Genomic DNA, 26,722 nt, shown 5'->3' with positions numbered 1-26,722 from the left:
CTTTTTTAGTTGTGTAATACTGAATCTACAAGAGCTTTAAATTCTGTATTGTATTGAGCGGTGGAATAATCCAGATTTTTTGCAATCTGGAAAACGCCGTTGTTTTCAAAAATTACATGGTCGCGGTCGGCAACTTCTTCCAGAGCTTCTATATCATCTTTTTTAGCAAAATCTGTCATGGCAAAATAAGACTTACCTTCGGCAGGAGGAACTTCTTCTGTAAGGTCTGCAATATCTTCTAAGAGTTCTTCTGAACCGGCTAAAATGCCATCGTTTTCTAAATCAATCTTTTCTGTAAACATATCTGAAAGTTTGTGTACCTTAAAAGTATTAATAACATTTGACGGATGCCTTTTTGTGAAGGTATCGTACTCATCTCCAAGCGTGATTTCTTCGGCAAACAGGTTTGTCACGCTGGCAAATCTGTCTGATCTGATAAAGGCATCTGTATCTTCAAGATATTCATCCCTACCGGGAAGAATATTATCTACAGAATAGAAAGTCATGCCCTCATCTTCATACGGGATTTCTTTATCCCCGATAAACTCATCGTATTCAGGAAGTTCTTCTATCGGCCCCTGAGATTCAGGCTCCTCAGAAAATTCTTCTAACTCTTCTATTTCTTCTGCTTCTTCAATGTCGTCAAGGCTTTCAAGTTCTTCTTCTTCCTGCAAGTCTTCAAGTTCTTCAACTTCTTCTTCAGGCAGTTCTTCTACTTCTTCTTGCAGTTCCTCAACTTCCTCAGCATCCTCAAGCTCGTCTACTTGCTCAGTTTCAGTAACTTCTTCTACAGCTTCAGGCTCTTCAAGTTCCTCGACTTCTTCAAGTTCATCTGCCTCGTCGAGTTCAGCTACCTCTTCTATTTCATCAACAGGCTCTGGCTCGTCAACTTCCTCAACCTCATCAAGATCCGAAACCTCTTCGACATCCTCTGCCTCATCAAGTTCCTGAACATCCTCGACATCTTCTACTTCTTCAAGATCGTCAGGCTCATCGACCTCATCCACTTCTGTTACATCTTCAAGGTCATCAAGGTCTTCGATATCCTCAACTTCTTCAACGTCATCTGCCTCATCGAGTTCAGCTACTTCTTCTATTTCTTCAACGTCTTCAAGGTCATCAACTTCTTCTACTTCTTCAATCTCTTCTACTTCATCAGCCTTGTTCTGAACGCTGACAGGGGCACTTGCAGGCTTTTGAGCAAGAGCCTGTACCGAAGCAAGTTTTGAACCTAAAACCTCTTCTATCACATTCCTGATTTCAGAAAGATTAATTTCTTCCCGCTGAACCACAGTCTGCACAGGACGCGCATTTTCCTGCTTTTCAAAAACCTCGATTATATCGTTCCAGGCTTTTTCAAGAAGCTCGTCTATTTCCTTTTTATGACGGCGATTCTTCTTAGACAGGCCTTCCGAAAGATCATTTAGAAAATCAGATTTTCTAAGTCGCAGGGCCTGAGCAATTTTTGACCACTCAATATCCTGCTTACGCTCCAGATATTCCTGAATAATTCCCGCCTGAAGCTTTTTTATTTTCTTACGTGCAAGACTCAGCGAATCCTGTCCCAGACTGAAAATCAGATAAAGCAGCAGGAAAATTGTAATAAAAACGCAGATGTAAATAAGCCAGATTAAATCTTTTGAAAGTTCAAAATTTGAACTTCGGTAAATTCCGCTTATTTTCAGGTATTTTGCAGCCTTAGCAGAAAGAATAGTCCAGTATTCCCCGTCTGATGAAGAAACGATTTTTGCAGGCTGTTCGATTGCAGCAGCAACCGCACCGCCACCCTCTGCTGCTTTTTCTTTTTTCCAGGAAGAAAGAACCGGAATCTTAAAATCTTCCTGCGCATTCAGAGGAACACCCAGTGCAATTCCACCCGCGAGGGCATCATCATTATAAATAGAAAAGCCTTCTCCATAGGAAAAGACATTTTTAGAAACAAAAGCTTCCCTGATATCATAAAGATTCAGATAGAAAAAAATGTCTCCGTTTTGAATGTCATCAAACCAGTAAAAAGGCTCGCTGATGATAAGGCGGCTGCGTCTTGAATCAACAAGTACCTTTTGTGCGCCGTCCGTCTTAATTACGGAAAAGTCCAGTTCACCTAAATCGCGCTGAATATCGATATAATTCTTGTAAACCTTTGTAATTCCGTTCTGCTTAAGAAGATCCGTTTTATCAAAGCTTGAATAATGAACGTTTCGTCCGTTTTTGTCCACAATTCTAAGGCCTGTAAGAGAAGGAACTTCATTAAAGAGCTTTTCAATGCGGTTTCGACGGTCAATGACAGACTTTTCGGACGGATTCTGCTCAATAAATGACGCGACACAAGGCGTTTTGGCAAAATCATCCGCTTTTTTGAGAATATTTGAAATGTACGAATCAAAGTTTTCAGCTACATCATCAAGATGCTGAAGCTTTTGGCTCACCTTTGTCTGGGCATAAAAACGCGTTTCAAGCTCAGGAAAAAGTTTCAGGTTCGCCGTAATGACAAACCCCGCAAAAAGCAGCATTGACAGTAATGTGCTGAAAGCTATCTTCTGGCCAGAAGTCATACTATCACTTTATTATCGGTCGAAAATCTGTAAAAATCCACGTTTATCGTATAAAAAGCTCAGAGAATTTCAGATTTGTTTGGACTTTTAACAATTCTGTTGTAAGATTAAAGCATGGTTGAAGTAGAGAAAGAACAGAACAAGGTTCCTCGTGCTTTACTGGTGGGGGAACCAGGCAACGACTTACAGGAATTAAAAGGTCTCGTTCAAACTTTGGGATTAGACATCATCCAGAGGCTCACGTTGAACCGTATGGAAGTTCAACCGCAATATGGCATCGGCACAGGAAAAGCTCAGGAGATTAACGAGCTTGCCCACAAAATTGAAGCCGACTGCATTATCTTTGATTTTAATATTGAGCCAAGAAAGCAGCGTAACTGGGAGGAGCTTACAGGGCTTTCTGTTTTTGACCGTCAGGAAGTAATTATCCGCATTTTTGCAAGCCGAGCGCAGTCTAAGGAAGCTACGCTGCAGGTAGAACTTGCCCGCCTGCAGTATTCTTTACCGCGCCTTGCACATCTGCGTAATGATTTTGCCCGCCAGCGTGGTGGTGCCTTTGGTGCAAAGGGTTCGGGAGAAACTCAGCTTGAGCTTGACCAGCGCCGAATCCGCGAAAAAATTGCCCAGATTAAGCACGATTTAGCAGAAGTTGAATTGAACCGGCAGACTCAGCGCAAGCAGAGGGGAAAACAACCTTCCTGCGCACTTGTGGGATATACCAACGCCGGAAAATCTTCGCTTTTGAACGCGCTTACGGGTTCTGACGCCTTTGTAGAAAACAAGCTTTTTGCAACGCTGGATCCGCTTACAAAGAAGCTTCCGCTTAATGACAGTGCAGGAGTTCTGATTACCGATACAGTAGGTTTTATCAGTAATCTTCCTCACCATCTGATTGATGCATTTAAGTCTACGCTGGAAGAAGCCGCTACGGCAGATTTGCTGCTGTTGGTGCTGGACGCTTCCGACCCGAATGCCGAAAGTCAGTATGAAACTGTCTGCGACGTTCTTGATGAAATCGGAGCTAACGAAAATCCGCGTATTCTTCTTTTGAATAAGATTGATAAGTGCGACGACGAAACAAAGCAGCTGGAAAAGCTGCGCTTAAAGTTCCCGGAAGCACTTTGTATCAGTGCAAAAGAGGAAATCGGCTTTGTAGATTTGAAAGACAAAATTTACAACATGCTTTACGGAGAAATCTGTAATTACGTTATTCCGGTAAGTCAGGTTCTTCTGATTAATGAGCTCAGAAAATCAGGCTGTATTCAGACAGAAGAATGGCTGGACGACGGAGTTCATATTTCTGCAAGAGCTGTAGGAAGACTGCTAGCACTGGCATCGCCTTTTATAGTAGAATAAAGGCATGACAGCAGGCGCAATCAGAAAATTAGAAAAGACTCTTACTATAATAGCAGCAGTGCTCGTTGTGATTATCGCAGCGGGCACTTTTGCTGGTCTTGTAAAAAAGGCTAAGGCAAATGTAGATGCAGGCTCTAAGCAGGCTCAAAACCTGATTGCCAAAGGAAAGGCAACAGCCCTGAACGCCCCGGTAAGCGATATCGTAACTGCCTATTTTGAACTCGGCACAATCAGACTTTCCACAGCTGCTACAAAAAAAGAGGAAAGCGTTACCATGGTAATTTCTCCCTGGCTTTCCTACCCTACAGGCGATGATGTATTTTACGAAGAACTTGCAAAAAAGCGCAGCATCATAAAAGGGCTTTTCTCATCCTATTTTTCGGGGAAAACTAAAGCCCAGCTTTCTGGTAAAACTGAAGAAAGAATCACTCTAGAATTAATAGAAGAAATTAATGCCCGTCTTTCTCTGGGAAAAATAACGGGTATTAACTTTACAGATTACATTTTCATTGACTGATGAATTCCAACAACTTGCGCTATGCGCAAGTTAAACGAAGGTTCGGTTCCTTGGGAAGCTGGAGTTAAGATTACGACCTTCGTATTAATCCAGCAGGTTCTGAATAATATCGCTCAGGCGCTGGCGCTTCTTTTCTTCCTTATTAAACATGCGGTTTATAAGATGGCGGTAATTCTGATTTACCTTAAAGCGGACAAGGCTGCCTTTTGCAGTAAGTTCTTCTTCCGGATGTTCAAGTTTTTCCAGAAATTCAAACTGATTTACACGCTCAAAATTCTTAAAGCCGTTTTTAGCACAAATCAGACGTTCAAACTCACGCATGATAAGTTCACGGGCAAACTTTGAAGAAAGGAGCTTCTGAGTATTGTCGATTTTGATTTCTTCGTCAGGGTGACTGCCCTGTTTTGCCGCATTTCTGATTGCTTCAACCGCAGGAATAATTAAAGCTCCAAGACTGTTCTGATCCTGGCCAACGACAATTGCAGTCGTGATATATGGGGACTCTGCAAGCTTTGCTTCAATCGGGAAGGGTTCAACGTTTTCGCCGCTTTTAAGAACGATTGTATCTTTCTGACGGCCCTTAATCATAAGTTCGCCTTTTACAGTCTGCATTGCAAGGTCTCCGGTATTAAACCAACCATCCTGATCAAGCACCTGGGCTGTAAGTTCCGGCTGCTTATAGTAGCCCTTCATTACATTTTCGCCCTTTACATAAAGAATACCCTTCTGACCTGGAGCCATAGGCTTTCCTTCCGTATCAAGAATCTTTACCTGATTGTAAGGAAGTGCCTGTCCAATTGTGCCCATCACCGGCGCAAAACGCTTTCGGGACGCAACAACAGGGGCAGTTTCTGTAAGACCGTAAGCCTCAACAACGCGGATTCCAATAGAATTGTAAAAACGGTCAAGGAAAGGTGGAAGTCCGCCGCCGCCAGAAATACCGCAGGCAAACTGACCGCCGGTAACTTCGCGGATATTCTTAAAATAAAGTTTATTTCCCAAAGCGCGCAGGGGAAGCAGGCAGACATATGGTACATACCAAAGTTTTGATAGACCAATCTGCAGGTAATTCGGCTGTTTAAATAGAGGATGACGGCCCTTAATCTTTCCTTCCAGGGTAAGGGCATTTGCAGAAGCATTTGAAAGAAGCTTAAACAAAAGCCAGGCTGTCTTAGACTGTTTTTTAATCTTTTTTGAAATTGCCTGATAGATTCCTTCCCAGACACGAGGTACACAAGGCATAAGCTGAGGACGAACCTTGGCAAAATCCTGAATCAGCATGCTGGTAACCGGCTTTGAATAGCAGAGGGTTCCCGCAAAATACATTACATAAAATTCAAAAGCCCGCTGGTAAACATGCCAGATAGGGAGAATACACATACTGCGGTCTGCCCGGTGAAAATCAAAAATTTCAGAAAGGGCTGGAAGCTGGCAGAGAAAATTATTATGGGTAAGCTGAACGCCCTTTGGAACTCCGGTTGTTCCGGAAGTGAATATAATAGAAGCAACCTGATCAGCAGAGATTTCTTCACGAATCTGCTGATCAATTATAGTCGGATGTTCATTGCGCCAGAGCTGACCCATTTTCAAAATCTGGTCATAGCGGTAAAGATTTCGTCCAGCAAGCTCGTATTTATCCAGCGCCTGATTCTGGGTGTCTATGATTATGATATTTTTAAGTGTCGGAATCTGACTCATACATTCGCAGAGTTTACCAAGCACAAAAGGATTTTCCACGCTCACAGTTTCGCATTCTGTAAAGCTGAGGATATAAGCCATTTCCTTTACGGTAACATCAGTGCCGCGCGGAATATCTATTCCCCCTGCCGCCATAATACCAAGACTTACAACCTGCCATTCCTGGCGGTTATCGGCAAGGTGACCGATTCTATCTCCTTTTTTTGTTCCAAGCGTAATAAGACCGCCCGCAAAATTGAGCATCTGCTCAGATAAGTCTTTATATAAAACAGGCTGAAAAACGCCCTTTATGTCCTTAGAAAGCTGTGCCGGAGTTTCCGGATAACGAAGTCCCTGATGATAGAGTAAGTGTGGTAAGTTTTTTATAATCATATCTGATATTATGACAGATTTTGTGATTATGTCAATTAAAAAAGTTGCCGCAGTAAGCCTTAAAATCTGAAGTATATTCCCCGTCTGAGCCATACATAATCAGAGGCGCTTCAATTTTCAAATCAGGCTTGTAATTAGGACGGGCTTCTATAAGCACCATTTCGGGAGCCTGGTCGATTTTAGGATAAACCAGCTGCATGCGCCGCGGAGTGAGATGGTATTTTTCAAGAGAAGAAAAGATTTCCGAAAGCCGGTAAGGTCTGTGAATCATAAAGAAACTGCCGTTTGATTTTAAAAGCCACTTTGCCGCGCCCACAATGTCGTCAAGCGTGCACAATACCTCGTGTCGCGCAATAGTTTTCTCGTCCCTGGCATTAGCCTTTGCCGCAGAAGGCAGCATATAAGGAGGATTAGTTACAACAACGTCCACCGTCTGAGCAGGAAAAATCTTTCTTACATCGCAGATATTTCCTTCCACAATTTCAATCTGCCCTTCAAGACCGTTCAAGAGCACAGATTCCCGCGCCATTTCCGCAGCACCCTTTTGAACTTCCAGTCCTGTAAAATGGCAGTCCCCGGCCCCATGAGCGCTTTTAAGTTCCTTCGCCTTAGCATTAAGTAAGAGAGGCAGGATCCCGTTACCAGTTCCCAAATCAAAAACAGCCGCCCCCTTCTTAAACTTAGTAAAAGCCGAAAGCAAAACCGCATCAATTCCAAAACAAAAAGCCGAGTCATCCTGAATTATTTTATAGCCGCAGGAAAGAATATCTGTACGCTGCATAGTAAAACTGTAACAAAAGCGTGGCTGTCTTGCAACATAGAAAATTCCCCCAAGGCTCCCGGGGGAAGAGTGTGGTCAAAACCGCTCGGTACCTCGCTACATGCTATTTTTGTAAGGAAATAGTAACGGTAAAAAAATAGACAAATGTAGATGATGTTTTTACCGTTACTAATTTTTGACCATACCCTCCCCCCTCGCGCCATTGGGTAGTTTTGCATAGCGCAAGTTCTCGGATTCTGTTAAAATACACATATGACTTTCGACAACAACACAGTTTACGTTTTAGACAGCTACGGACTCATTTTCCGCTGCTACTTTGCTTTTATAAACAGACCGCTCACAAATCCAAAGGGAGAAAATATAAGTGCCCTCTTCGGATTTTTCAGAAACTTCCATTATATACTCGAACATTACAAACCGGGCCACATCATCGCGGCAATGGATTCCAAAACAAAAACCTTCCGCCACGATTTTTACCCCGAATACAAGGCCACCCGCAACAAAACGCCAGAAGACCTGCACGCCCAGATTCCCTGGATCTGCGAAATCCTGACAGCCCTTGGTATCCCGATTTTGCAGTGCGACGGCTACGAGGCAGACGACGTAATTGCCACCGTTGCAAAAAAATGCGCCGAACGAGGACAGACCTGCCGCATTCTTTCGGGCGATAAGGATTTGATGCAGCTTGTAAACGACTCAACCCAGATTCTCAAGCCTGAAAACGGCGGCGGCTGGAAGGTAACCGGCGAGGAAGGCGTTCTTGCAGAATGGGGTGTTAAACCTGCCCAGTTGCTGGACCTGCTTTCACTTTACGGCGACACTGCCGACAATATCCCGGGCGTTCAGGGCGTTGGTGTTAAAACTGCCGGCAAACTTCTGAACGACTACCTCAATCTTGACGGAATCTACGCCCACATCGACGAAATTAAAGGCGCCATGCAGAAAAAGCTGATTGACGGCAAGGAAAATGCCTATTTTTCTCAAAAACTCGTCCGCCTTTGCGACACAGTGCCTTGTGAAGAAATTGACAAGGCTATCTCCGCCCCTCTCTCGCTGGATTTTGCCGCCGCTGCAAAACTTTTGACTCAGTATGGAGCTCTTCAACCAGCCCGCCAGTACGCCGAACTTGCCGTAAATGCAGGACAGAAAGTAGAGGTTGGGGAAAGCCTTCCCCTCGCTTCAGCCAACGCTGACGCGTCGTCTTCCGCTACCCCTTCTCCTAGGGGGGCGCAAAGCTTACCCCCTAAAACCCCTGCATTCCAAGCAGAGGAAATCATTCCAATTAAAAAGAATGATACTTCAAATTATAAGGCCATCACAAAACTTTCCGACCTGGAAGATTACATTACAAACTTTATCTCTTCCGGCAGCAATCGCATCGCCTACGACTGCGAAACCACCAGCCTGGATACACTTACAACTACCCTTGTCGGCTTCAGTCTCTGTTATCAGCCAGGTCTTGCAGTTTACGTTCCAATCCAGCTTGCCTCAGATGACCTTTTCAACCAGACCGATTATATTGAATTAAAAGACGCGCTTAATCAGCTTCTCCGCATTTTCAAAAATCCGGACATCACCGTAATCATGCATAACGCAAAATTCGATCTGAAAGTGCTCTTTTCTTCTATTAATAAGGCATTTTCTCAGAGCGAGCTTTCAGCAATCCTCAACAAGGAAAAAGCTCTTGGTCTTGAATGTCAGCTTTTTGATACCATGATTACCGCCTGGCTGGAAAACCCGGACCGCATGGGCAAGAACGCTTACGGCCTTGAATATCTTTGTGAAACAAAACTGGGGCTTGCAGGCATTGAATACGACGACATCGTAGAAAAAGGAAAAACTTTTGCTGACCTTCCTCTGGAAACCGCATATCCATACGCAGCCGAAGATGCAGACTTCACTTTCCAGCTTGCAGACCTTCTTACAAAAGAATATCTTGTGCCGGGCGGTGATACTGCAAAAAAACTCTTTGACCTTGAACATGCCCTTCTTCCGGTTTTAGCCCAGATGGAAATCACAGGCATTCACCTTGATTCAGCCTTCTTAAACAGCTATAACGAAGAGCTTACACAAAAACTTTCCCAGGTTCAGGCACAGATTCATCAGACAGTGGGACACGAATTCAATATCGCTTCTCCAAAGCAGCTGCAGACCGTCCTTTTTGATGAACTTGGACTTCCACGCGGCAAAAAGACCGCAACCGGCTATTCAACAGATACTTCAGTTCTGGAAGAACTTGCCCAGGTAAATCCCGTTCCTAAAATGATTCTGGAATACCGCGAACTGGCAAAACTCCAGTCTACCTATGTAGAAACTCTTCCAAAACTTACCGACAGTGCCGGCCGCATTCACACAAGCTTTATCCAGACAGGAACCGCCACAGGCCGACTTTCCTGCCGTGACCCTAATTTACAGAATATTCCGGTTAGAAACGACGCCGGCCGCCGCATCCGCCAGGCCTTCACTGCTCCAAAAGGCAAAGTCCTGATTTCAGCCGACTACGCCCAGATTGAACTTGTCGTTCTTGCCCACCTGAGCGGCGATCCAAATATGTGCAAAGCCTTTATAGACGGTACCGACGTTCACCGCGCGACCGCCTCAATGATTTTTGGAGTAAGCCCAGACGCTGTCACTCCTGAAATGCGCCGCACCGCAAAAACCATCAACTTCGGCGTAATTTACGGAATGAGCGCCTTCAGTCTTGCAAAAGATCTTGGAATCAGCCGCACCCAGGCTCAGAACTTTATCGATATGTACTTCCGCACCTACTCTGGAGTTTCTTCTTTTATGACTCAAGTTATCTCCGATGCAGAAGCTACAGGCTGTGTAAGCACAATGTTTGGCCGCCACCGACCGATTATGAACATCAACAGCCGCAACAAGCTGGAAAAATCAGGTGCAGAACGAATTGCTAAAAACACCCCTATTCAGGGAACCGCCGCAGATATCGTTAAACATGCCATGCTCAGCATCAGTCAGGCTCTTAATAACACCAACAGCCCTGCCCGTCTTCTGCTTCAGGTTCACGACGAACTGATTTTTGAATGCCCAGATGATAAGAACACAGTTGACCAGACCATCGCCCTTATCCGCGAAAAAATGGAAAACGCCGTAAAACTTGCTGTTCCACTCCGCGTCAGCATCGAGTACGGCAAAAACTGGGGAGAGTTCCACTGATGGATGAACTTTCCAAGTACAACATCATCTGTGTAACCGGCCAGATGGCCGCCGGCAAAAACTACATCTGCTCAAAGCTTGAAAAAGAGGACTGGCAGGCAACCGACCTTGACCTTACTGCTCACCAGGCAATTGAAGAATGTAAGGATGAAATAATTTCCGCATTTAAAGGCGAAGCCGAAAAACTGGGACTTGGGATAGAAAATGCCGACGGTTCTATCAACCGCCGTAACCTGGGAAGACTGCTTTTTAAAAATCCATCGCTTCTTGCCCGGCAGGAATCAATCATCTATCCTAAAATCATAAGTCTTACAAAAGATTTTATCGCTCAGAATCAGAAAGTCATAATAAATGCGACCGTACTTTTTAAAACTCCTGAACTTCTAAACCTTTGCGATGCAATAGTTTTTGTAAAAGCACCTTTTATCACCCGGCTTCTCCGTGCCCGCAGCCGCGACCATCTTCCCCTGCGCCAGATTTTACACCGCTTCCACGCCCAGAAAAATCTCTTAAAGGAATATCAAAAAAGCGGAAAGCCAATAATTATCATCAACAATAAGTAACAAAAAAAATGCTAAAGTGTTTTTTTCAAAATCCGATAAGTTAAACAAGGTGGCTAAAAGTTTAACAGACTTTTAGTGAAAAGAGGAAAACTTATGGAAAACAAGAAAACATTATGGATAATTGCCGCAGTTGGAGCCTTCCTGCTCGTAGTTTTGGGAGCCGCATTGATTATGTATTCTCCTGCAGCAAAATCAACACAAACCGTTGCAAGAGTTTCTCCTGCAGAACGCCAGAATAACGGCTGGTCTAATCCTGGTTTTGAAAACAACGGCTTTGCTCCATCTCCTTCTACAGAACATCAGCTTAATTTCCCAAACCACGAACTTCCTCAGCCGGGCGAACCACTCAAGGCAAACGAAGTTTACGTTCTTGCAGATAAAGCAAACGTTTATGAAGTTCCTTCAAACGGAACAACAATCGATTTGAACTCACTTAAAGAACTTAAAAATGAAGCACAATCTCAGAATATAAATGTTACAGTCACCTTTGCCGATAAGGACAAACCTTCAGCAATTCGTGAAAGAGCTCCTCGTGATTTTGAAAAGCCTGCACAGAACCTGGTTGCAAAAACAGAAACTTCAAAATCAGCAAGTCCAGCTCCTGCAGCAAAAAAATCTGAGACAAAACCTGCTGCTTCAAAGGCAAGTACAAAACCTGCAGTCCCTGTAAAATACTGGGTACAGGTTGCAGCCTACAGCAACAAAAAAGGCGCAGAAAATGCCCGCTCAACTTTGGGAACAAACCAGATTCAGGCCGACATCTTCACCTACAAAGACAATAAGGAAAACCTTTTTTACCGTGTGCGCGTAGGCCCATACACAACAAAAAGCGAAGCCGAATACTGGCGCCAGAAAATCGCCCGCATAAACGATTTCGCCAGCGCTAAGAGCTACGTTACAAGTACTAATTAGCATAAGAACGAAAAGGCAGACTTCAAAAGTCTGTCTTTTTTTTGTATAAAATTTTAAACTTTATCAAAATCCTCCTTATACAATCTCAATATTCTCCCCGTTTCACACCCTCCCGTGAAACACCCCCACTCTAAAAAAAAGGGAGGATTTTTTCAAATGAAAAAAATCGTTGGAATGATTGCTGCTGCTGCTTTGGCTGCTACAGCATTTGCCGAAATTAATATCGGATCTTGGAACAGAGCTGTATTTGTTCCATTTGCTTATGATGGTGACACAGTTCGCACACTTGAAGGTGTAAGCTGGAGTGGTACAAACTACGGTGGAGCAGGTGTACGTACAGGACTTGGTTTCTCTGCTTCTACAGAGAATGCAGGTATGGTTATGGATGTTCATGCAAATCCTGATAATTCTGGTTCTTCACTTGGATTGGGTGATAATGCTTACGTTTGGGTAAAACCTGTAGAAATGTTCCGTGTTGCATTTGGTAAAATTGATAACAACTGGGGACGTCTTGATCACTGCTTTGGAACATGGGATACATGGCGTTTTGGTAACGATTTGAGCGTTGGTGAAGGTTTCGCTGGTGTTGAACGTCAGAAAGGTACTGGTGCTAACTTCACTCTTACTCCAGTAGAAGGACTGGTAATTGATTACGAAGCTAACTTCGATTCGGGTAATGATGATGGTACATATGGTAATGCTCGTGCTTACGAAGTATTCTGGGAAAAAGGATCTTTGATGGTTGGTTACAATGCTGACTTCGGTTTCATCCGCGCTATCGTAAACGGACAGCGTGCTGGTACAAACAAGGATGGAGATTCTGTTGTAGCTGCAAAAATCAGCGTTGCTGCTGACATCACAGCTGTTGAAAACATGACATTCAAAGTTGGTGCTACAATTCCTACAAATCTTACAGGATATAATGCTGATGGTTCTAAGAACTCAGTTAAGTTTGGTGCAGGTGCAGACTTCGCATTTGACCCTGCTACAATCCATGCACAGGCTGAATTCGCTATCAACCCTAAAGAAGTTGACACAGATAACTCTGTAAAACTTGGTGACCTCGGATTCAGACTTGGTGCTGGTGTTGACTTCAACATCAACGATGCACTCGCAGCAGTTGCAGACTTCCGCTTTGGCTCAAACAAGTACATGGGCGAAAAGAAAGATGCATTTGGTATCTATGCTGGTCTTAAACAGAAACTTACAAACGCTACATTTGACTTTGGTGTAATGATGGGTAAGAACGTTGGTCCTTCAATCTCTGCAGAAAAAGCAGCAGACGAACCATTCACAGTTGCTGTACCTCTTACAATCACAGCTTCTTTCTAATCTAACCTAACAGTCTAGATTACCAAACGGCGGTTACCTTCGGGCAACCGCCGTTTTTTTTCACAGCAAAACTTATTATTACTTAAATTATTAAACGTATATTAATCTAGGTATTTACATAATATTTGTATTGTAATATATTAAAATAAGGCATTCGCAGGTTATGGCGGTCTGTCTCCGAACTCAAACCATGCTTACATGGAATAATTTGATAAGGAGGCTAAGAAAGATGACGATTTACGAAAAGCTTTCGTTGGCAATTGATATTGCCATTCTGATTCTTGAATTACTTAGTTACCTCCGCAAACGCAGAGATAGAATTGAGTAAAAAATAAACCCGCCAACCGTGTCGAAAACTCTTGGCGGGTTTTAAACCTAACATGGAGGCAAGACGCATTTCTGCGAATGCCTTCTTTATTTAATATAAACTACTTAAGTTTTGACGTCAAGCATAACTTTTTTCGTATTAACAATTTCTACTAATCTATATCATTTTGTATGTATTGTCAGAATTCAAAGGACTTTAACACTAGATATTGTCATTTTTAAAAAGGATGAACAAGGTAATTTTTGTCAATTTTAAGAGGTAATAATTTCCGCCCTTTCTGTCGAAAATTGCGACGGAGGCAGGCTATGGTTTATGGATACATTCGTGTAAGCACGGACAAGCAGACGGTTCAAAATCAGAAATATGAGATTTTGAGATATGCAAAACGGCATAAAATCAAAATTGACAAGTGGATTGCAGAAACTATCAGTGGAACAGTGGCACCATCCAAGCGCACTCTGGGGCGGCTTTTAGGAAATGTTAAAAAAGGTGATTTGATTATCTGTTCTGAGCTTTCCCGGCTGGGGCGCAGTATGTTTATGATTATGTCCATCCTCAATCGACTGATGGAAGACGAAGTTCTTGTTTATACTGTAAAAGAAGGTTACAAACTAGGAACCGATCTTACAAGTAAGGTGCTGGCATTTGCCTTCAGCATCTCGGCAGAAATAGAGCGAACCTTGATTTCTGACAGAACCCGAGAAGCGCTGCGGCGTAAAAAATCAGAAGGGACTGTTCTTGGCCGCCCTCGTGGAAAATTGAACTCGCATTATAAACTTACTCCTTATGAAAATGACATAATCGCAATGCTTTCAAGTGGATTTTCAAAAAAATATATCAGCGTTACCTTTCACGTTACAGAACAGACTTTATACAATTTCCTAAAGCGCCGCGGCATTGTTTTTAGAAACAGATAAAAAAAAGGCAGCCGTTTATGGCTGCCTCAATCCAATCTAAAGATTTTTATTGTTCTTCGTAAGCATCTTTTTCTGATGCGTATTCTTCTTTTTCCTGAATAACTACATTCTGCTGATTGAAAATGCGTTCATCATATTCTTTCTGAAGAACATCAAGCTGATCCTGATTAAGTTTTTCTGCAAAATCTTTTGCCTGCGCTCTTGTAAAATACATTGTTACAGTTGGAAAATCTTTTACAGTGTAAGTACTCTGATTTTCAGCCTGATCCTTTGCACCCTGAACCGAAATTACAAAATATGGTGATTTCTTTACAAAACGGTAACCAACTTTAAAAGTTGTCTTAGCCTCGTGGTTCATCATGATTTTTACAGTTCCGAACTCTGCAAAACATTTTCCGGTTCCATACATTTTGGTAGATTTGTTTGTACTATGAATCAGGCGTTTGTTTGTAAAATCATCAAGATATGAATTAACTCCATCAATAATCAGTTTACGGTTTTCTTCATTGAAAACAAAGTTGAAGTACATAGTTTCAAAATATGTAGAAACTCCGCCTTCCTTTGTCATCGGATTATAAATCATTGTTGAGTCGCGGTCTTTCTGCTGCTGAAATACTGTGTTTGTGTAAAGATTTACATCATCATATTCAACATATTTCTGTTTTCCCAAAAGTAATTCTTTCCAGAAACTTGTTTTATTTCCGTTTACGTCATATTTGACTTTTGCCGAAAAAACAAAACTTGTTCCAAGCGCCGACACCAAAAGTGCAGCCATCAAAGCTTTTTTAATTGCGATTTTCATAAATACTCCTAAAAGATGTAGAAAAGTGGTCATTCAGATTTTGAATGCCATCTAATTATAAAATGAACGACAGGCTAATTTGTTACAAAAACACTGCACATTCACATTTAGTAATATACCATAAAAAAACAAAGAATTACACAGGAGACAAAAGTTTTTGCAAATTCTTGGAAAAAAGGACAAAATGTATAATATTTCCCTTGGAAAAACGGACAAAATACCATAAAATTACCTTGGAAAAACGGACGTAATTTTAAGGAAACTTTTTATGAAAAGAAAAATAGATGCTTTTTTAGAAGAATTTTATAAAGAGGAAAATAATAAAGCTCTTTTGATTACCGGTGCACGACAAATCGGTAAATCCTATTCAATTAGAAAATATGGCAAAACTAATTATAAAAACTTTATAGAAATCAATTTTATTGAAAACCAGGAAGCAGCAACTATTTTTATAAATTCAAATTCTGCTGAAGAAATCCTTCTCCGTTTGAGTGCTTTTACAAACGTACAACTAGAAAAAGACAAAACTTTTATTTTTTTTGATGAAGTTCAGCGGGTTCCTGAAATTATTACAGCAATTAAATTTCTTGTTGAAGAAGGTAGTTATAAATATGCATTAAGCGGCTCTCTTTTGGGAATTGAATTAAAAAGCATTCGTTCAGTTCCTGTAGGATATATGAGCATAAAAGAAATGTATCCTATGGATATTCAGGAATTTTTTGAAGCCTGTGGACTTCCAGAACGTATTTTTGAAAGACTAAAAAACTCATTCGAACAAAATCAGCCTATAGATGAAGTGATTCATAAGAAATTAATGGAACTGATCAGGCTGTACATGGTTGTTGGAGGAATGCCAGCGGTTGTGAAGGAATATCTGGAAACAAATAATATTCAAAAAGTGCTTTTTGTACAAAAATCAATTCTTCAGATGTATAAAGAAGATATCAGTCAGTATGATCCTGAGGACAAATTATATATAAAAAACATATTTGATTTGATTCCATCGGAATTAAATGCACAGAATAAACGCTTCATCTTAAAAAAACTGAATGAAAATATGAAATTTAATCGATATGAAAATAGTTTTATCTGGCTGAAAGAAGCAGGCGTGGCCTTACCGGTTTATAATGTAGACGCTCCAAAGCTTCCTCTGGAATTATCAAAATCTCGTAATCTTTTTAAGCTTTTTTCAAATGATGTAGGCTTGCTTGCGTCTCAATATGCAGAAGGAATTCAACTTAAAATCTTAAATGATGAGAATAATTTGAATTTTGGAGCTATTTATGAAAATGCAGTTGCACAGGAACTGCATTCTCACGGATTTAATTTATATTATTACAACAGCAAAAAACATGGTGAATTAGACTTTGTTATCAAACAGGATGATAAAGTAATTCCTCTGGAAATAAAGTCTGGTAAAGATTACGAACGGCATAATGCTCTGTCAAATATCTTACGAAATGAAGATTACCAAATTGAGCGTGCCTACGTATTGTGCAATTCAAATATAAGGACAAAGGAAAAAATCACCTATCTTCCAATCTATATGTTGATGTTCATCAAGAATACAGAACTTTCAAGTTACATTTATAAATTGGATTTAAGTGGAATTTAGGAATTTGTGCATTATTATACAAAAAGTGCCCCGTTTTCCAACATTTCAGGAAAATAATCTGAACTAATTTTTCTCAAGATACAACGAATTATTCTCAACATCCGACGGTAATTTTTTAGAAATTAACGCACCTTAAAACTCTAAAAAATAGGGAGGATTTTTTCAAATGAAAAAAATCGTTGGAATTATTGCAGCTGCTGCTTTGGCAACATCTGCTTTCGCCGAAGTAAACTTTGGCTTGTCTGCAAATGAAGCTTTTGCACCAATCGCTTATGATGGAGATGATATCGTAACTGTTGGTCCAACAGCGACATGGAACGGATTGAACACAACTAACCGTACAGGTCGTGTTGGTCTTAGCGTTTCTGCAGAAAATGAAGTTGCTGGTGTTAAAACTGATATCCATATGGAAGACAACACCCATGATAACTATTTTGGTTGGGTAAAACCATTCAGTTTCTTGAAGATTTCTGCTGGTAGAATGGATGGAAACTGGAAGCGTCTTGGATTCGGTTATGGTGCATGGAATACACTCCGTCCAAACGGAATCGGTCATGAAGGTGATGACTTGGCTTTCTGGCGTCCAGATAGCGGTAATTTCGCACCAAACTTCGCACTTTTGGTTACACCTGTTGAAGGTCTTGAAATCAACTACGATACACAGGTAACAGCTGGTGCTAACAACAAAGCATACAATGAACTCTGGAATCACGCTCGCTATGGTGTTTCTTACTCAATCGAAGGTGTAGGTACTATCATGGCACAGATTTGGGGAAAAGACAAAGGAATTACAAAAGGTGATACAGATTCTAAAGCTTGGGGTGTAATCAACGCTGCATTCCAGTTGACTGGAGTAGAAAACCTTGATGCACAGTTTGGAGTTCGTGTCCCAACAACATTCAAACCAACAGCTTCAGAAGATGGAACAGCTGATGCTGAATCTGCTATTCAGTTCGGTGCTGGTGTAAACTACAAATTGGATGCTCTTGCACTTCACGCATTCTTTGATGGTCGTCTTGGTTCTGATGATGGTGACTACGGTAAGTTCGGATTTGGTATTGGCGGTGGTGCTGACTTCGCAATCAACGATGTTTACACATTGGTTGGTGATGTACGCTACTACAGCACATGGTACTCAGGAACTGCTGAAGGTGATGACCATGTAGTATTCTACGGTGGTCTTGAACATCACCTTACAAATGCTACTCTTAAACTCGGCTTCGCTGGTTCAACAAACAGCTTGATTGGCAACCACGCAAAAGACGATGGAAAAGCACAGAGCTTCACATTTGGTGTACCAGTTGTACTCGACATCAACTTCTAATTCTAATCCTTTAGTTTTAGAACAAGTCTAATTAACTAAAAACGGCTTCCAATTCTGGAAGCCGTTTTTTCTATCTTGACAATTAATCACTATATGCTATAGTTAAATAAAAGGGCACCCGCGACAAGCGTCTTGCCCCACAGTGCTAACCTAATTACTTAGGTATAAGCCCATCCTGCAGTGTGCAAAAACGACAGGGTGGGCTATTTTTTTTACTCTTTATCTTTCCGTCTGCGGAAGAGAAGCTGAGCGATTTTAATGATAAGCTGAATGATAGCATTTACTACCATCAGAATCTCATATAAATCCATAGCATTCCCCCTTTGAATCAAATTCCAGTAAAAAACCGGTCAAGTTTCAGTTGGGGACAATACCGCCCATATCACGGGTGTAATAAAAACTATAACATATCAATTTATCTAGTTCAAGTGTATAGATTAGGCATTTTATATGTATTAATAAACACTTATATTGTATTGTAATATATTTAAAATAAAGCAAAAGAAGTTGTAAAATTGGTTAAAAAATAAACCGCCACAGCTTCAACCCACGTGGCGATTTTGCAAATATACCGAGAGGCAAGACGCATTTCAGCGAATGCCTTCTCTATCTAATATATACTACTTGCTATTTGGCGCCAAGCAAAAACAGGTACATTTGATAAAGTTTATTCAGAGTTTCCTTTATTTTTTCTAGAAGCTTTTATTTTTTTGAATTATACGCACTATTTTAAATAAAAAATATTGAAAAAACTGCATTTTTTTTGAGGTTATTATGTTCAGAAGAAAAGCTTTAGATTCCATGAAAGAGTGGAAAGAAAATTTTGCTCCCAGTTATGCGGTTTTACTAGAAGGAGCAAGACGAGTCGGAAAATCGACAATTGCAGAAGAATTCGCTAAATTAAATTATAAATCATATATAAAAATAGATTTCGCAAATATTACCAGTGAACTTAATGATGTATTTAAGGATATAGCAAATCTTGAACGATTTTTTCTTCGCTTGCAAACAGTTACAGGAATCACCTTATACAAAAGAGAGTCTGTAATTATTTTTGATGAAACACAGCTTAATCCTAAAGTACGACAGTCAATCAAATATCTTGTTGCAGACGGAAGATTTGATTACATAGAAACCGGATCATTAATCAGCATCAAAAAAAATGTTAAAGATATAGTTATTCCATCAGAGGAACATAAAATTTCTGTTTATCCTATGGATTATGAAGAATTTATGTGGGCAATTGGAAATGACACTTATGGCATATTAAGAGATTTATATAAATCGAATTCAGAAGTTGGTAATGGTGTAAACCGTAAACTTATGAAAGATTTTAGAATGTATATGGCAGTAGGCGGTATGCCGCAGGCTGTTCAGGCTTATGTTGATGGGAAAAATGTTTAAGTCAATTCCCTCTCAGTTGGCAACAAATAAAAAAAGATATGTCATTTCTAAAGCAACAGGAAAAAGAAAAGTAAATAAAGATTTAGAAAGATTTTCAGATTTGCTCGACTCAAGGACTGTTATTGCATGTTACAACACTTTAAATCCTGGGCTTGCACTTTCACAGACAAGGGACGAACAGACCTTTAAATTATATTTATCTGATGTTGGTTTATTTACAACAATGATTTTTGATTCAACACCAAAAACAGGTGATAATATTTATAGCAAACTGCTTGGTGACAAATTATCTGCTGATTTAGGATATCTTTATGAAAATATTGTGGCTCAAATTATGAACTCAACTGGTCGTGAACTTTATTATCATACATGGAATAAAGATAAAAGTACGCATTCTTATGAAGTTGATTTCTTAGTTCAGTCAGGCAATAAGATTGTTCCATTTGAAGTAAAATCTTATTCGAGCAAAATCCATGAATCCATAGATGTTTTTTGTAAAAAATATTCACAATACATTTCAAATTCATTTTTATTGTCACAAAAAGATGTTTCTCAAGAAAATAAATTAAAATTCAAACCTGTTTATATATTACCTTTTATTCTGGAAGATTTGTAAAACCTGTATAAGTTAAGAAGTATTTCAAGGTAAAAAAACGGCTTTCATAAATAAAAACGGCGGTTGCCCGAAGGTAACCGCCGTTTGGTAATCTAGACTGTTAGGTTAGATTAGAAGCTTACTGTCATAGAAAGTGGAACTGCAAATGTGAAGTCATCTGCTTTTCCTGTTGAGTTAGCAATGTTCATAGAACGTTTTCCGAACATAGCACCGAATGCAAATGATGCATTTGTAAGGTTCTGCTGAAGTCCAATGTAAGCACCGAATGATGGGTCAACAAGTTTAATTTTTGTATCAGCGCCATCTGCTTCAGTTTCTGTATTAGACCATGACTGGAAGCGAACATCTGTTACAAGTTTCCAAGCATCGTTGAATGCATAGTCTACACCAGCACCAACATTGAATCCCATGTTTCCAAGCTCGTAGTTGTTATCTGCCTTCTTTTTGTTTGGAAGAACATCAAGGCTAACCTGTGCATGGAGTGCAAGAGCATCAAGATTATAGTCTGCAGCTACAGCAGCCTTAACATATGAATCTGAACTCTGAAGATATGTTGGAATACCGAAACCTACTTTCAAAGTAAGGTTTTCAATTGCTGTAATATCTGCAGCAAGACCGAATGTAGCAGCTGGTTTTGTATCTTCTCCAGCTTTGTAACTTCTAGCTGCCTGACCATTGATAATTGCACGGATGAAACCGAAATCTGCCTGGTAACCAATCATTGTAGAAGAGTTTTCCCACATTACATTGTATGTGTGATTACCAGCTGTTGTTGTAGTTGTTACACCCTTTTCAGGATCGATTACAGTATCATATGTAACTGTACCATAATCAAAGTTAGCCTCGTAATCAATAACAAGACCTTCTACAGGCTGCAATGTGATTTCAGCACCACGACCATTCTGGCGGCCTACACCGGCAAGACCTTCACCACGTTCATTACTGAAACGCCAGTAATCCCAGGTACCAAAGCAGTGGTCAAGACGTCCCCAGTTGTTATCCATTTTACCAAATTTAACAGTAAGCATATCTACTGGTTTTACCCATGCATATGCATTATCACCCATAGCGATAGAAGCACCAGGGTTTCCGTGAATGTCAAATACAACACCGGCATTTTCTGAAGAAGCAGAGAATGAAAGTCCTGTACGGATACCGCCAGTTGCATCTACTCCCCAGCTTGGTCCTTCCAAAGAACGAAGTGTGTCACCATCATAAGCGAATGGAACAAATACACCTCTGTTCCAAGATCCGATATTAATCTCAGCAAATGCAGTAGCAGCCAAAGCAGCAGCTGCAATAATTCCAACGATTTTTTTCATTTGAAAAAATCCTCCTTTTTTTTTAGGCCTCAAAAGAGTCAACGACTTTTTAATTTGATACCTTTTTATATTTAAAATCTTAGCACAGCAAAAATGGCAAGTCAAGAAAATTATTTAAATTTTCAAAATATTTTGTAACTTTTTACAGTAACACCTGTTAAAAACGTTTACTCGGTAAACTGAAATTGGATTAGCGGTAAATCTAATAAGGCAATCGGTTGCATTTTGCGGGAAATCGGTTGCGAGCCAGGACTTTGGATAAAATAAAAACACACCTTTCTTGCGGAAATAACCCCATAGAAAAGGTGTGTTTTAAACTACTAACGAACGTTAGTTATAAAATAACAATATCTTTATAACCTAGTTGGACTTCGCAGAGCTTACAATTTCCTTTACCTGCTCTTCGGTCATCTTCAAAGACTTGGCGATAAGTTCTATGGATGCGCCGTTTTCGTATAATGAATGAACAACTTCGATGGCTTTCTGCTGTGCGCCTTCAGCAAGACCTTCAGCAAGACCTTCAACTCTACCTTCAGCTCTACCTTCAGCACGTCCTTCAGCAAGACCTTCCTCACGACCTTCTTTTAAGCCTATCTTTCGACCTTCAGCCCTACCCTCAGCTCGACCTTTCTTTTTGGCATTATAAAGAGGTGTGTAATAATCTCGTATTCCGATATCACGGGAATTTTGAAGATGCCAGTTAGATTCGGCTTTACTCATATGTCCGATAATTTTCTTTGCTTTCATAATTCCTTTCTCGCTTTGCGTAATCTGACTGATATAGTCTTTCTGTCTTTCGTCATCTGCATAGGAAAGATAAAGACCCCATTTTTGAAGCGGCGTCAGTTTTTCAACCGGCGTTCCAAGAAGTTTTTTAATAACTAGAAGGTCGATATAGATAACATTTAGGCGTTGTGAAAGTTCATGTCCCTTCTGATTTTTCATAGTATACCACGACATTTCACAGATGTCATCTTTTGGAAGGTGAAAGTTCAGTACGGAAATCTGATAAACCTTTTTGACCTTCCATTTTTTTCCACTTTTTGCATTATTGTTCAGGAGCCTTGCAACCTGAATTTCACTTCTTGTTTCAAAGCTGTTGTCGACGTTTCGTCCCTGCATTTCAATTGAAGCACGTTCACCGCCTTCAAAGGTAACGCTTACATCAAAGGACATTTTCTTGTCTTTTGTGGTTGTTACCGGAGGTTCATTGGAAGTTATTTTAAGGCTGTCGATTTTTCTTCCGAGTACACTGGAAATTAAAGATTCAAGGGCCATATTCGAATCTTCGGTTTCCTGAGTAAAGATTGCCTTGAAAATGGCGTCAATTCGTGGATTTAATAGCGCAGTCGGCGACGGGCGCAAGGTTTGTTTGTTTTTCATAGTGCATCCTTATATAAATCAAAGTTTCTATATATACACTCCCGCCGTTTATCGCGTTTTGACAAAATTTGAAGCTTAAATTTTGAAAAAATTTAAGTAGCAAAGGTTATTTATACTTACAATTGTAGAGAAGATTTTTAACCTTTGCGTTTTTGACAAAAATTTGAAAAAAAAATTTGCCGTTTTTCCCAGGATTTTTTAAGTTTGACTATACAGGAAAACGGGCGCTATAATAGAAAACATGATAAAAAAACTTGTTTCCTTATTTAAAATTATGAATTCCAATTCTAAGCCGGGGGAAATTGCTAATGCGGTTTGCCTGGGGGTACTGCTGGGCTTTGTTCCTAAGAATAATCTTTTGTGGTATCTGCTTTTTGTTTTCTTTTCCTTTATAAGAATTAATAAAACTGCTTATTTTTTGTTACGCTTTTAATGTCCTTTATTGCACCGGCCTTTGACGGATTTTTTGATTCACTGGGATATTCAATTCTTACAGGCGGACTTTCGCCCTTTTTTGCAAATCTGATTGAGATTCCTTTTATCGGCTTTACAAAGTTCAATAACACCATTGTTTGCGGCTCGTTTGTCTTCAGCCTTTTGATTTACATTCCGCTCTTTATTTGCCTTGTTCTTTTTGTAAAAGTCTGGCGTACAAAAATCACAGCGGTTTGGAACAACAGTAAAATCGGGCAGTTCTTCTATAAATTGCCGCTTGCAGAAAAATTCCGCAATGCTTCGCTGGAATTAATGTAAAAAGCTGATTTTAAAACTGAGGAATTAAGATGAAAGATAAAAAAGAAAATAAAGCAAAACTGATTTCTGCTAAAAAGCTTCCTAAATTATTTAAGAAAAAATATACGGAAAAAGCACTTGAAAGCCAACTGCTTAAAAAACTCGATGTACCGGCAGATAAGGAACTTGTAAAAGGGCTCTTTTTGCCTTACGAAAAAAAGCCGGAACTTCTTGCGGCAGATTTATCTCTTACTCTTGAAAAAAAGCAGCTGAAAAAGTTCAGGAAACTTGCAAAAGACATTAAAAGCCGAAAGTTTGGCTTTAAGCTGCTTCCTTTTGCCGTAACGGCAGGTTTTCTGGCAGCCCTGATTCTGGGAGTTATACTTTTTAAGGATCTGGCTGTAAAAAGGGCCATTACTTCCGCACTGGAATCGGTTTTTAATGCTAAAACTGACATCGGCTATGCTCACATAGAAATTTTAAACAGCAAACTTCAGGTAAAAAATCTTTCGCAGGCTAGCAGCGATGATGATATGAAAAATCTCTTCCAGATTGCGGATTTTACCCTTGATTTTAATCTTACAGAGGCCCTTCGCGGTAAGGTTGATATTGAAAACATCACGATTGGAGAAGTTCTTTTTAATACTGACCGCTCAAAATCAGGAAAACTTATAAAAGTTAAAAAGGCTGACAAAGCAAAGGCAGAAAAGAAAAATAAAAACGAAAAAAAATCTGAAGGCGGACAGAATAAAAAACAGAATGATTTAATGGCAAAGACACAGAATACTTTGTCTTCCATGTTTGCTGATTATAATCCGGAAAACATATTGAACAATATGGAATCCAATCTGAAATCGCCGGCTGTGGCTCAAGACGCACAGAAAACTGCTTCGGAACTGGTTGATAAATGGAAGGACCAGCCTGCAAAAATCGAAAAATCTGTAAAAGAGATGACAGAACTTACTCAATCTGTTCAGAATTTTGATTATGCAAAACTTTCTGACCCGGCAAAAATCAAGGAAATGATTGAACTGGTAAATTCTGCCATTAAGACCGGAAATGAAATTTCTGATCAGACAAAAACTCTTGTTCGGGACGTGGATAAGGATTCTGCAAAAATCAAAGGGCTTTCTTCCGACATTCAGAAGGCTATTGAAGCAGATAAAAAACTTGCAGAAGCAGAAATCGGGAAATTTACCGCTTTTAAAGACAAGGGAATTAAAAATGTCTTCAATGATATGATTACTGCCTTTGTTTACGGAATGGCAGATCAGTATTCGCCAAAAGCACGGGAGTATATCAACAAGGCGCTTGAACTAAAGGCAAAACACGATGCCTCTGCAGCAAAGAAAAACAGCGATAAAAAGAAGGCAAAAAAACTTAAGATGAAAAAACGTATTGCCCAGCGTGAGGCAGGCCGTTTTGTTTATTATAAAGAAGATAAGGTTCCTAAATTCCTTCTGGAAAATGCTTACGGTTCAGGAGAAGGCTGGAAACTTCTTGCGAAGGAATTTTCAAGTGATGCAGACAAGCGTGATAAGCAGTCACTTCTGGAGGCTGCTTTTACTCTTTCTGGAATTAAAAATGAAGTAGACGCGGTAATTGACGCAAGGTCAAATAGCGAAAATCCTCTTGTTAGCGGAACTTATGACGGCAAAAACATTCCAACCGATGTGGTAATTGACTCCTACGGAATGAAATCTAAGGCTGATTTGAACTGTACTGCAACTGTACCTAAGTCAGACAGTAAAGTTTCCGGAAGCGGAATCTTAAACCTTTCTCAGATTCAGATTATAACTCCTTCATTTGAGCCGGAAATTGTTTACGATATATATAAAGACACTCTTGATTCCATTCAAAAAATGAAGATTTCTTTTGATTATAAATGGTCAGAAGAAAATGATTTAAGTCTGGACGTAAGTACCGATGCAGGAGATGTCTTCCAGTCTGCCTTTACAAGTTCCTTTAATAAGGCACTTTCGAAGATTGCAAATCAGGCACGTGAAAAAATAAATAATCTTCTTGCAGAAAAAACAGGAATCGCTTCTGATAAGATTGCAGAATTTACTGACATTGAAAAGGTAATTAAAAACTCTGATAAAGCCGTTCAGAACATGAAGTGTGAGCTGGAAGCGCGTAAAAAAGAACTTGAAAATATGGCAAGTGGCGCTGTAGACCGGGCTAAAAAACAGGCAGAAGCAGAACTTGCAAAGGCAAAAGCAGAGGCGGAAGCTAAAGCTAAGGCTGAAGCAGAACGCCTTAAAAAAGAAGCTGAAGAAGCAGCAAAGAAAGAGGCTGAAAAACAGGCAAAGAATCTGCTTAAAGGATTCGGCTTTTAATTAATTGCTGATCGGAGGTGTAGACTCTTTCTTCCGGTTATCAAAATATCCGCCGTCTTCAAGGTAGCGGCGGCGGGTCATAATCAGGCTGATAAGTTCCTGATACATGTTGTAGTCAATTTCAAGTGCCATAGGAAGAAGGAAGAATTCTGTTTCGTCGCAGTAACGTTCAATGAATTTAGGATCTGTCACGTAACCGAGCGAAATCATATTACTGATTCGGTCAGCACATTTAAGAATTTTTGCCTTCTGGCTGCCAGTATCAAGGATGCGGCGAAGGAACTGGCGTTTATCTTCATCTTCACGGCGGGTAACTTCCAGAACCAGATTCAGAACGGTCTGCCCTTCTTCATCACAATTAATAATCAGGTTGCGGTCAAAGTTAGGAATATCTTCTACTGTGTCGTGAACGACGCTGGCTTTTAACAGAATGGAATCGATATAGCCGTAATCAATAAGAATGGAAAGGGTGTCCATCTGGTGACGGAACATATTACCGCCGGCATGACGGGCTTTACCTATCAGGCCGGTGGCAAGCTGCATATAAGGAGCAAGAACAATGTCTTTGAGCTGCTGCATGTGCTCAGGATCCATATCCTTTGAGCGGTCAATTCGCATTTCGTATTTCTGTTTAGCCATTGCCTGCCTCCATTTCCTTGCTTAACAGTTTAGCACAG

At 40.3% G+C, this 26,722-nt stretch carries 20 protein-coding genes; 13 read left to right on the top strand and 7 right to left on the bottom strand.

Features of this window, described 5'->3' with window-relative positions:
- Window positions 1–5: 5 nt before the first annotated feature.
- Window positions 6–2,555: a cache domain-containing protein gene (locus MSI_RS00950; protein ID WP_009102731.1), complete on the bottom strand. Its 2,550-nt coding sequence runs from the start codon at window positions 2,553–2,555 to the stop codon at window positions 6–8.
- Between the two features lie 114 nt (window positions 2,556–2,669).
- Here MSI_RS00950 and hflX point away from each other — a divergent pair, with 114 nt between their 5' ends.
- Window positions 2,670–3,911, top strand: a complete 1,242-nt coding sequence (hflX, locus tag MSI_RS00945) for a GTPase HflX (RefSeq protein ID WP_009102729.1) — start codon at window positions 2,670–2,672, stop codon at window positions 3,909–3,911.
- Window positions 3,912–3,915: 4 nt separating this feature from the next.
- Window positions 3,916–4,428 (top strand): flagellar basal body-associated FliL family protein, encoded by a 513-nt coding sequence (locus MSI_RS00940; RefSeq protein ID WP_009102727.1) that lies wholly within the window; start codon window positions 3,916–3,918, stop codon window positions 4,426–4,428.
- A gap of 84 nt (window positions 4,429–4,512) precedes the next feature.
- Here the strand turns inward: MSI_RS00940 and MSI_RS00935 are convergent, their stop codons facing one another.
- Both MSI_RS00935 and MSI_RS00930 read right to left on the bottom strand, forming a co-directional pair.
- Window positions 4,513–6,498: a long-chain fatty acid--CoA ligase gene (locus tag MSI_RS00935; RefSeq protein ID WP_050983873.1), complete on the bottom strand. Its 1,986-nt coding sequence runs from the start codon at window positions 6,496–6,498 to the stop codon at window positions 4,513–4,515.
- Between the two features lie 31 nt (window positions 6,499–6,529).
- Window positions 6,530–7,279 (bottom strand): tRNA1(Val) (adenine(37)-N6)-methyltransferase, encoded by a 750-nt coding sequence (locus MSI_RS00930; protein WP_009102723.1) that lies wholly within the window; start codon window positions 7,277–7,279, stop codon window positions 6,530–6,532.
- 252 nt (window positions 7,280–7,531) lie between these two features.
- On the opposite strand from MSI_RS00930, the gene polA reads away from it, so the two are divergent.
- The 5 genes from polA (at window position 7,532) to MSI_RS00905 (ending at window position 14,508) form a co-directional block, all read left to right on the top strand.
- Window positions 7,532–10,456, top strand: a complete 2,925-nt coding sequence (gene polA, locus MSI_RS00925; protein WP_009102720.1) for a DNA polymerase I — start codon at window positions 7,532–7,534, stop codon at window positions 10,454–10,456.
- Window positions 10,456–11,019, top strand: a complete 564-nt coding sequence (gene coaE, locus MSI_RS00920; protein ID WP_009102718.1) for a dephospho-CoA kinase — start codon at window positions 10,456–10,458, stop codon at window positions 11,017–11,019. Before polA ends, coaE begins: the two co-directional genes overlap by 1 nt.
- A gap of 93 nt (window positions 11,020–11,112) precedes the next feature.
- On the top strand, window positions 11,113–11,931 hold the full coding sequence (locus MSI_RS00915) for an SPOR domain-containing protein (protein ID WP_009102716.1): 819 nt from the start codon (window positions 11,113–11,115) through the stop codon (window positions 11,929–11,931).
- A gap of 156 nt (window positions 11,932–12,087) precedes the next feature.
- Window positions 12,088–13,263, top strand: a complete 1,176-nt coding sequence (locus MSI_RS00910) for a hypothetical protein (protein ID WP_009102714.1) — start codon at window positions 12,088–12,090, stop codon at window positions 13,261–13,263.
- A gap of 633 nt (window positions 13,264–13,896) precedes the next feature.
- Complete coding sequence (locus tag MSI_RS00905) at window positions 13,897–14,508, top strand: master DNA invertase Mpi family serine-type recombinase (protein ID WP_009102711.1); 612 nt, start codon at window positions 13,897–13,899, stop codon at window positions 14,506–14,508.
- Window positions 14,509–14,554: 46 nt separating this feature from the next.
- Here the strand turns inward: MSI_RS00905 and MSI_RS00900 are convergent, their stop codons facing one another.
- The gene (locus tag MSI_RS00900; protein WP_009102709.1) at window positions 14,555–15,310 is read right to left on the bottom strand and encodes a hypothetical protein; all 756 of its coding nucleotides are present in this window, start codon (window positions 15,308–15,310) and stop codon (window positions 14,555–14,557) included.
- Between the two features lie 268 nt (window positions 15,311–15,578).
- Between MSI_RS00900 and MSI_RS00895 the strand changes: the two genes are divergently transcribed.
- The 4 genes from MSI_RS00895 (at window position 15,579) to MSI_RS14850 (ending at window position 20,269) form a co-directional block, all read left to right on the top strand.
- Complete coding sequence (locus MSI_RS00895) at window positions 15,579–16,925, top strand: ATP-binding protein (RefSeq protein ID WP_009102707.1); 1,347 nt, start codon at window positions 15,579–15,581, stop codon at window positions 16,923–16,925.
- 166 nt (window positions 16,926–17,091) lie between these two features.
- On the top strand, window positions 17,092–18,249 hold the full coding sequence (locus MSI_RS00890; RefSeq protein WP_009102704.1) for a hypothetical protein: 1,158 nt from the start codon (window positions 17,092–17,094) through the stop codon (window positions 18,247–18,249).
- A 774-nt stretch (window positions 18,250–19,023) separates the two neighbouring features.
- Window positions 19,024–19,653 (top strand): AAA family ATPase, encoded by a 630-nt coding sequence (locus MSI_RS14855; protein WP_009102700.1) that lies wholly within the window; start codon window positions 19,024–19,026, stop codon window positions 19,651–19,653.
- A complete protein-coding gene (locus MSI_RS14850; RefSeq protein ID WP_202799317.1) occupies window positions 19,646–20,269 on the top strand; it encodes a DUF4143 domain-containing protein in 624 nt (207 codons plus the stop codon). The genes MSI_RS14855 and MSI_RS14850 overlap by 8 nt, the downstream gene beginning before the upstream one ends.
- Window positions 20,270–20,379: 110 nt before the next feature.
- On the opposite strand, the gene MSI_RS00880 is transcribed toward MSI_RS14850, so the two are convergent.
- Together MSI_RS00880 and MSI_RS13700 are read right to left on the bottom strand one after the other, a co-directional pair.
- Complete coding sequence (locus MSI_RS00880; RefSeq protein ID WP_009102696.1) at window positions 20,380–21,591, bottom strand: hypothetical protein; 1,212 nt, start codon at window positions 21,589–21,591, stop codon at window positions 20,380–20,382.
- A gap of 360 nt (window positions 21,592–21,951) precedes the next feature.
- Window positions 21,952–22,974: an Rpn family recombination-promoting nuclease/putative transposase gene (locus tag MSI_RS13700; RefSeq protein WP_009102694.1), complete on the bottom strand. Its 1,023-nt coding sequence runs from the start codon at window positions 22,972–22,974 to the stop codon at window positions 21,952–21,954.
- Window positions 22,975–23,406: 432 nt separating this feature from the next.
- Between MSI_RS13700 and MSI_RS14955 the strand changes: the two genes are divergently transcribed.
- Window positions 23,407–23,727 (top strand): hypothetical protein, encoded by a 321-nt coding sequence (locus tag MSI_RS14955; protein ID WP_009102692.1) that lies wholly within the window; start codon window positions 23,407–23,409, stop codon window positions 23,725–23,727.
- Between the two features lie 29 nt (window positions 23,728–23,756).
- On the top strand, window positions 23,757–26,045 hold the full coding sequence (locus MSI_RS00865) for a hypothetical protein (RefSeq protein ID WP_009102690.1): 2,289 nt from the start codon (window positions 23,757–23,759) through the stop codon (window positions 26,043–26,045).
- Here the strand turns inward: MSI_RS00865 and MSI_RS00860 are convergent, their stop codons facing one another.
- Entirely contained in the window at window positions 26,046–26,663 is a 618-nt protein-coding gene (locus MSI_RS00860) for a hypothetical protein (protein ID WP_081481335.1), read from the bottom strand.
- Window positions 26,664–26,722: the final 59 nt, after the last annotated feature.

The organism is Treponema sp. JC4 (assembly GCF_000260795.1).
Taxonomy (GTDB): domain Bacteria; phylum Spirochaetota; class Spirochaetia; order Treponematales; family Treponemataceae; genus Treponema_D.
This window is presented reverse-complemented; position numbering and strand designations above follow the sequence as displayed.

Excerpts from the sequence above, each read along its gene's own strand:
- MSI_RS14955 (WP_009102692.1), top strand. The coding sequence starts at position 23,407 with ATGTCCTTTATTGCACCGGCCTTTGACGGATTTTTTGATTCACTGGGA.
- MSI_RS00935 (WP_050983873.1), bottom strand. The coding sequence starts at position 6,498 with ATGATTATAAAAAACTTACCACACTTACTCTATCATCAGGGACTTCGT.
- MSI_RS14850 (WP_202799317.1), top strand. The coding sequence starts at position 19,646 with ATGTTTAAGTCAATTCCCTCTCAGTTGGCAACAAATAAAAAAAGATAT.
- MSI_RS14855 (WP_009102700.1), top strand. The coding sequence starts at position 19,024 with ATGTTCAGAAGAAAAGCTTTAGATTCCATGAAAGAGTGGAAAGAAAAT.
- coaE (WP_009102718.1), top strand. The coding sequence starts at position 10,456 with ATGGATGAACTTTCCAAGTACAACATCATCTGTGTAACCGGCCAGATG.
- MSI_RS00900 (WP_009102709.1), bottom strand. The coding sequence starts at position 15,310 with ATGAAAATCGCAATTAAAAAAGCTTTGATGGCTGCACTTTTGGTGTCG.
- MSI_RS00940 (WP_009102727.1), top strand. The coding sequence starts at position 3,916 with ATGACAGCAGGCGCAATCAGAAAATTAGAAAAGACTCTTACTATAATA.
- MSI_RS00860 (WP_081481335.1), bottom strand. The coding sequence starts at position 26,663 with ATGCGAATTGACCGCTCAAAGGATATGGATCCTGAGCACATGCAGCAG.
- MSI_RS00950 (WP_009102731.1), bottom strand. The coding sequence starts at position 2,555 with ATGACTTCTGGCCAGAAGATAGCTTTCAGCACATTACTGTCAATGCTG.
- MSI_RS13700 (WP_009102694.1), bottom strand. The coding sequence starts at position 22,974 with ATGAAAAACAAACAAACCTTGCGCCCGTCGCCGACTGCGCTATTAAAT.
- MSI_RS00865 (WP_009102690.1), top strand. The coding sequence starts at position 23,757 with ATGAAAGATAAAAAAGAAAATAAAGCAAAACTGATTTCTGCTAAAAAG.
- MSI_RS00895 (WP_009102707.1), top strand. The coding sequence starts at position 15,579 with ATGAAAAGAAAAATAGATGCTTTTTTAGAAGAATTTTATAAAGAGGAA.
- polA (WP_009102720.1), top strand. The coding sequence starts at position 7,532 with ATGACTTTCGACAACAACACAGTTTACGTTTTAGACAGCTACGGACTC.
- MSI_RS00915 (WP_009102716.1), top strand. The coding sequence starts at position 11,113 with ATGGAAAACAAGAAAACATTATGGATAATTGCCGCAGTTGGAGCCTTC.
- MSI_RS00890 (WP_009102704.1), top strand. The coding sequence starts at position 17,092 with ATGAAAAAAATCGTTGGAATTATTGCAGCTGCTGCTTTGGCAACATCT.
- hflX (WP_009102729.1), top strand. The coding sequence starts at position 2,670 with ATGGTTGAAGTAGAGAAAGAACAGAACAAGGTTCCTCGTGCTTTACTG.
- MSI_RS00930 (WP_009102723.1), bottom strand. The coding sequence starts at position 7,279 with ATGCAGCGTACAGATATTCTTTCCTGCGGCTATAAAATAATTCAGGAT.
- MSI_RS00880 (WP_009102696.1), bottom strand. The coding sequence starts at position 21,591 with ATGAAAAAAATCGTTGGAATTATTGCAGCTGCTGCTTTGGCTGCTACT.
- MSI_RS00905 (WP_009102711.1), top strand. The coding sequence starts at position 13,897 with ATGGTTTATGGATACATTCGTGTAAGCACGGACAAGCAGACGGTTCAA.
- MSI_RS00910 (WP_009102714.1), top strand. The coding sequence starts at position 12,088 with ATGAAAAAAATCGTTGGAATGATTGCTGCTGCTGCTTTGGCTGCTACA.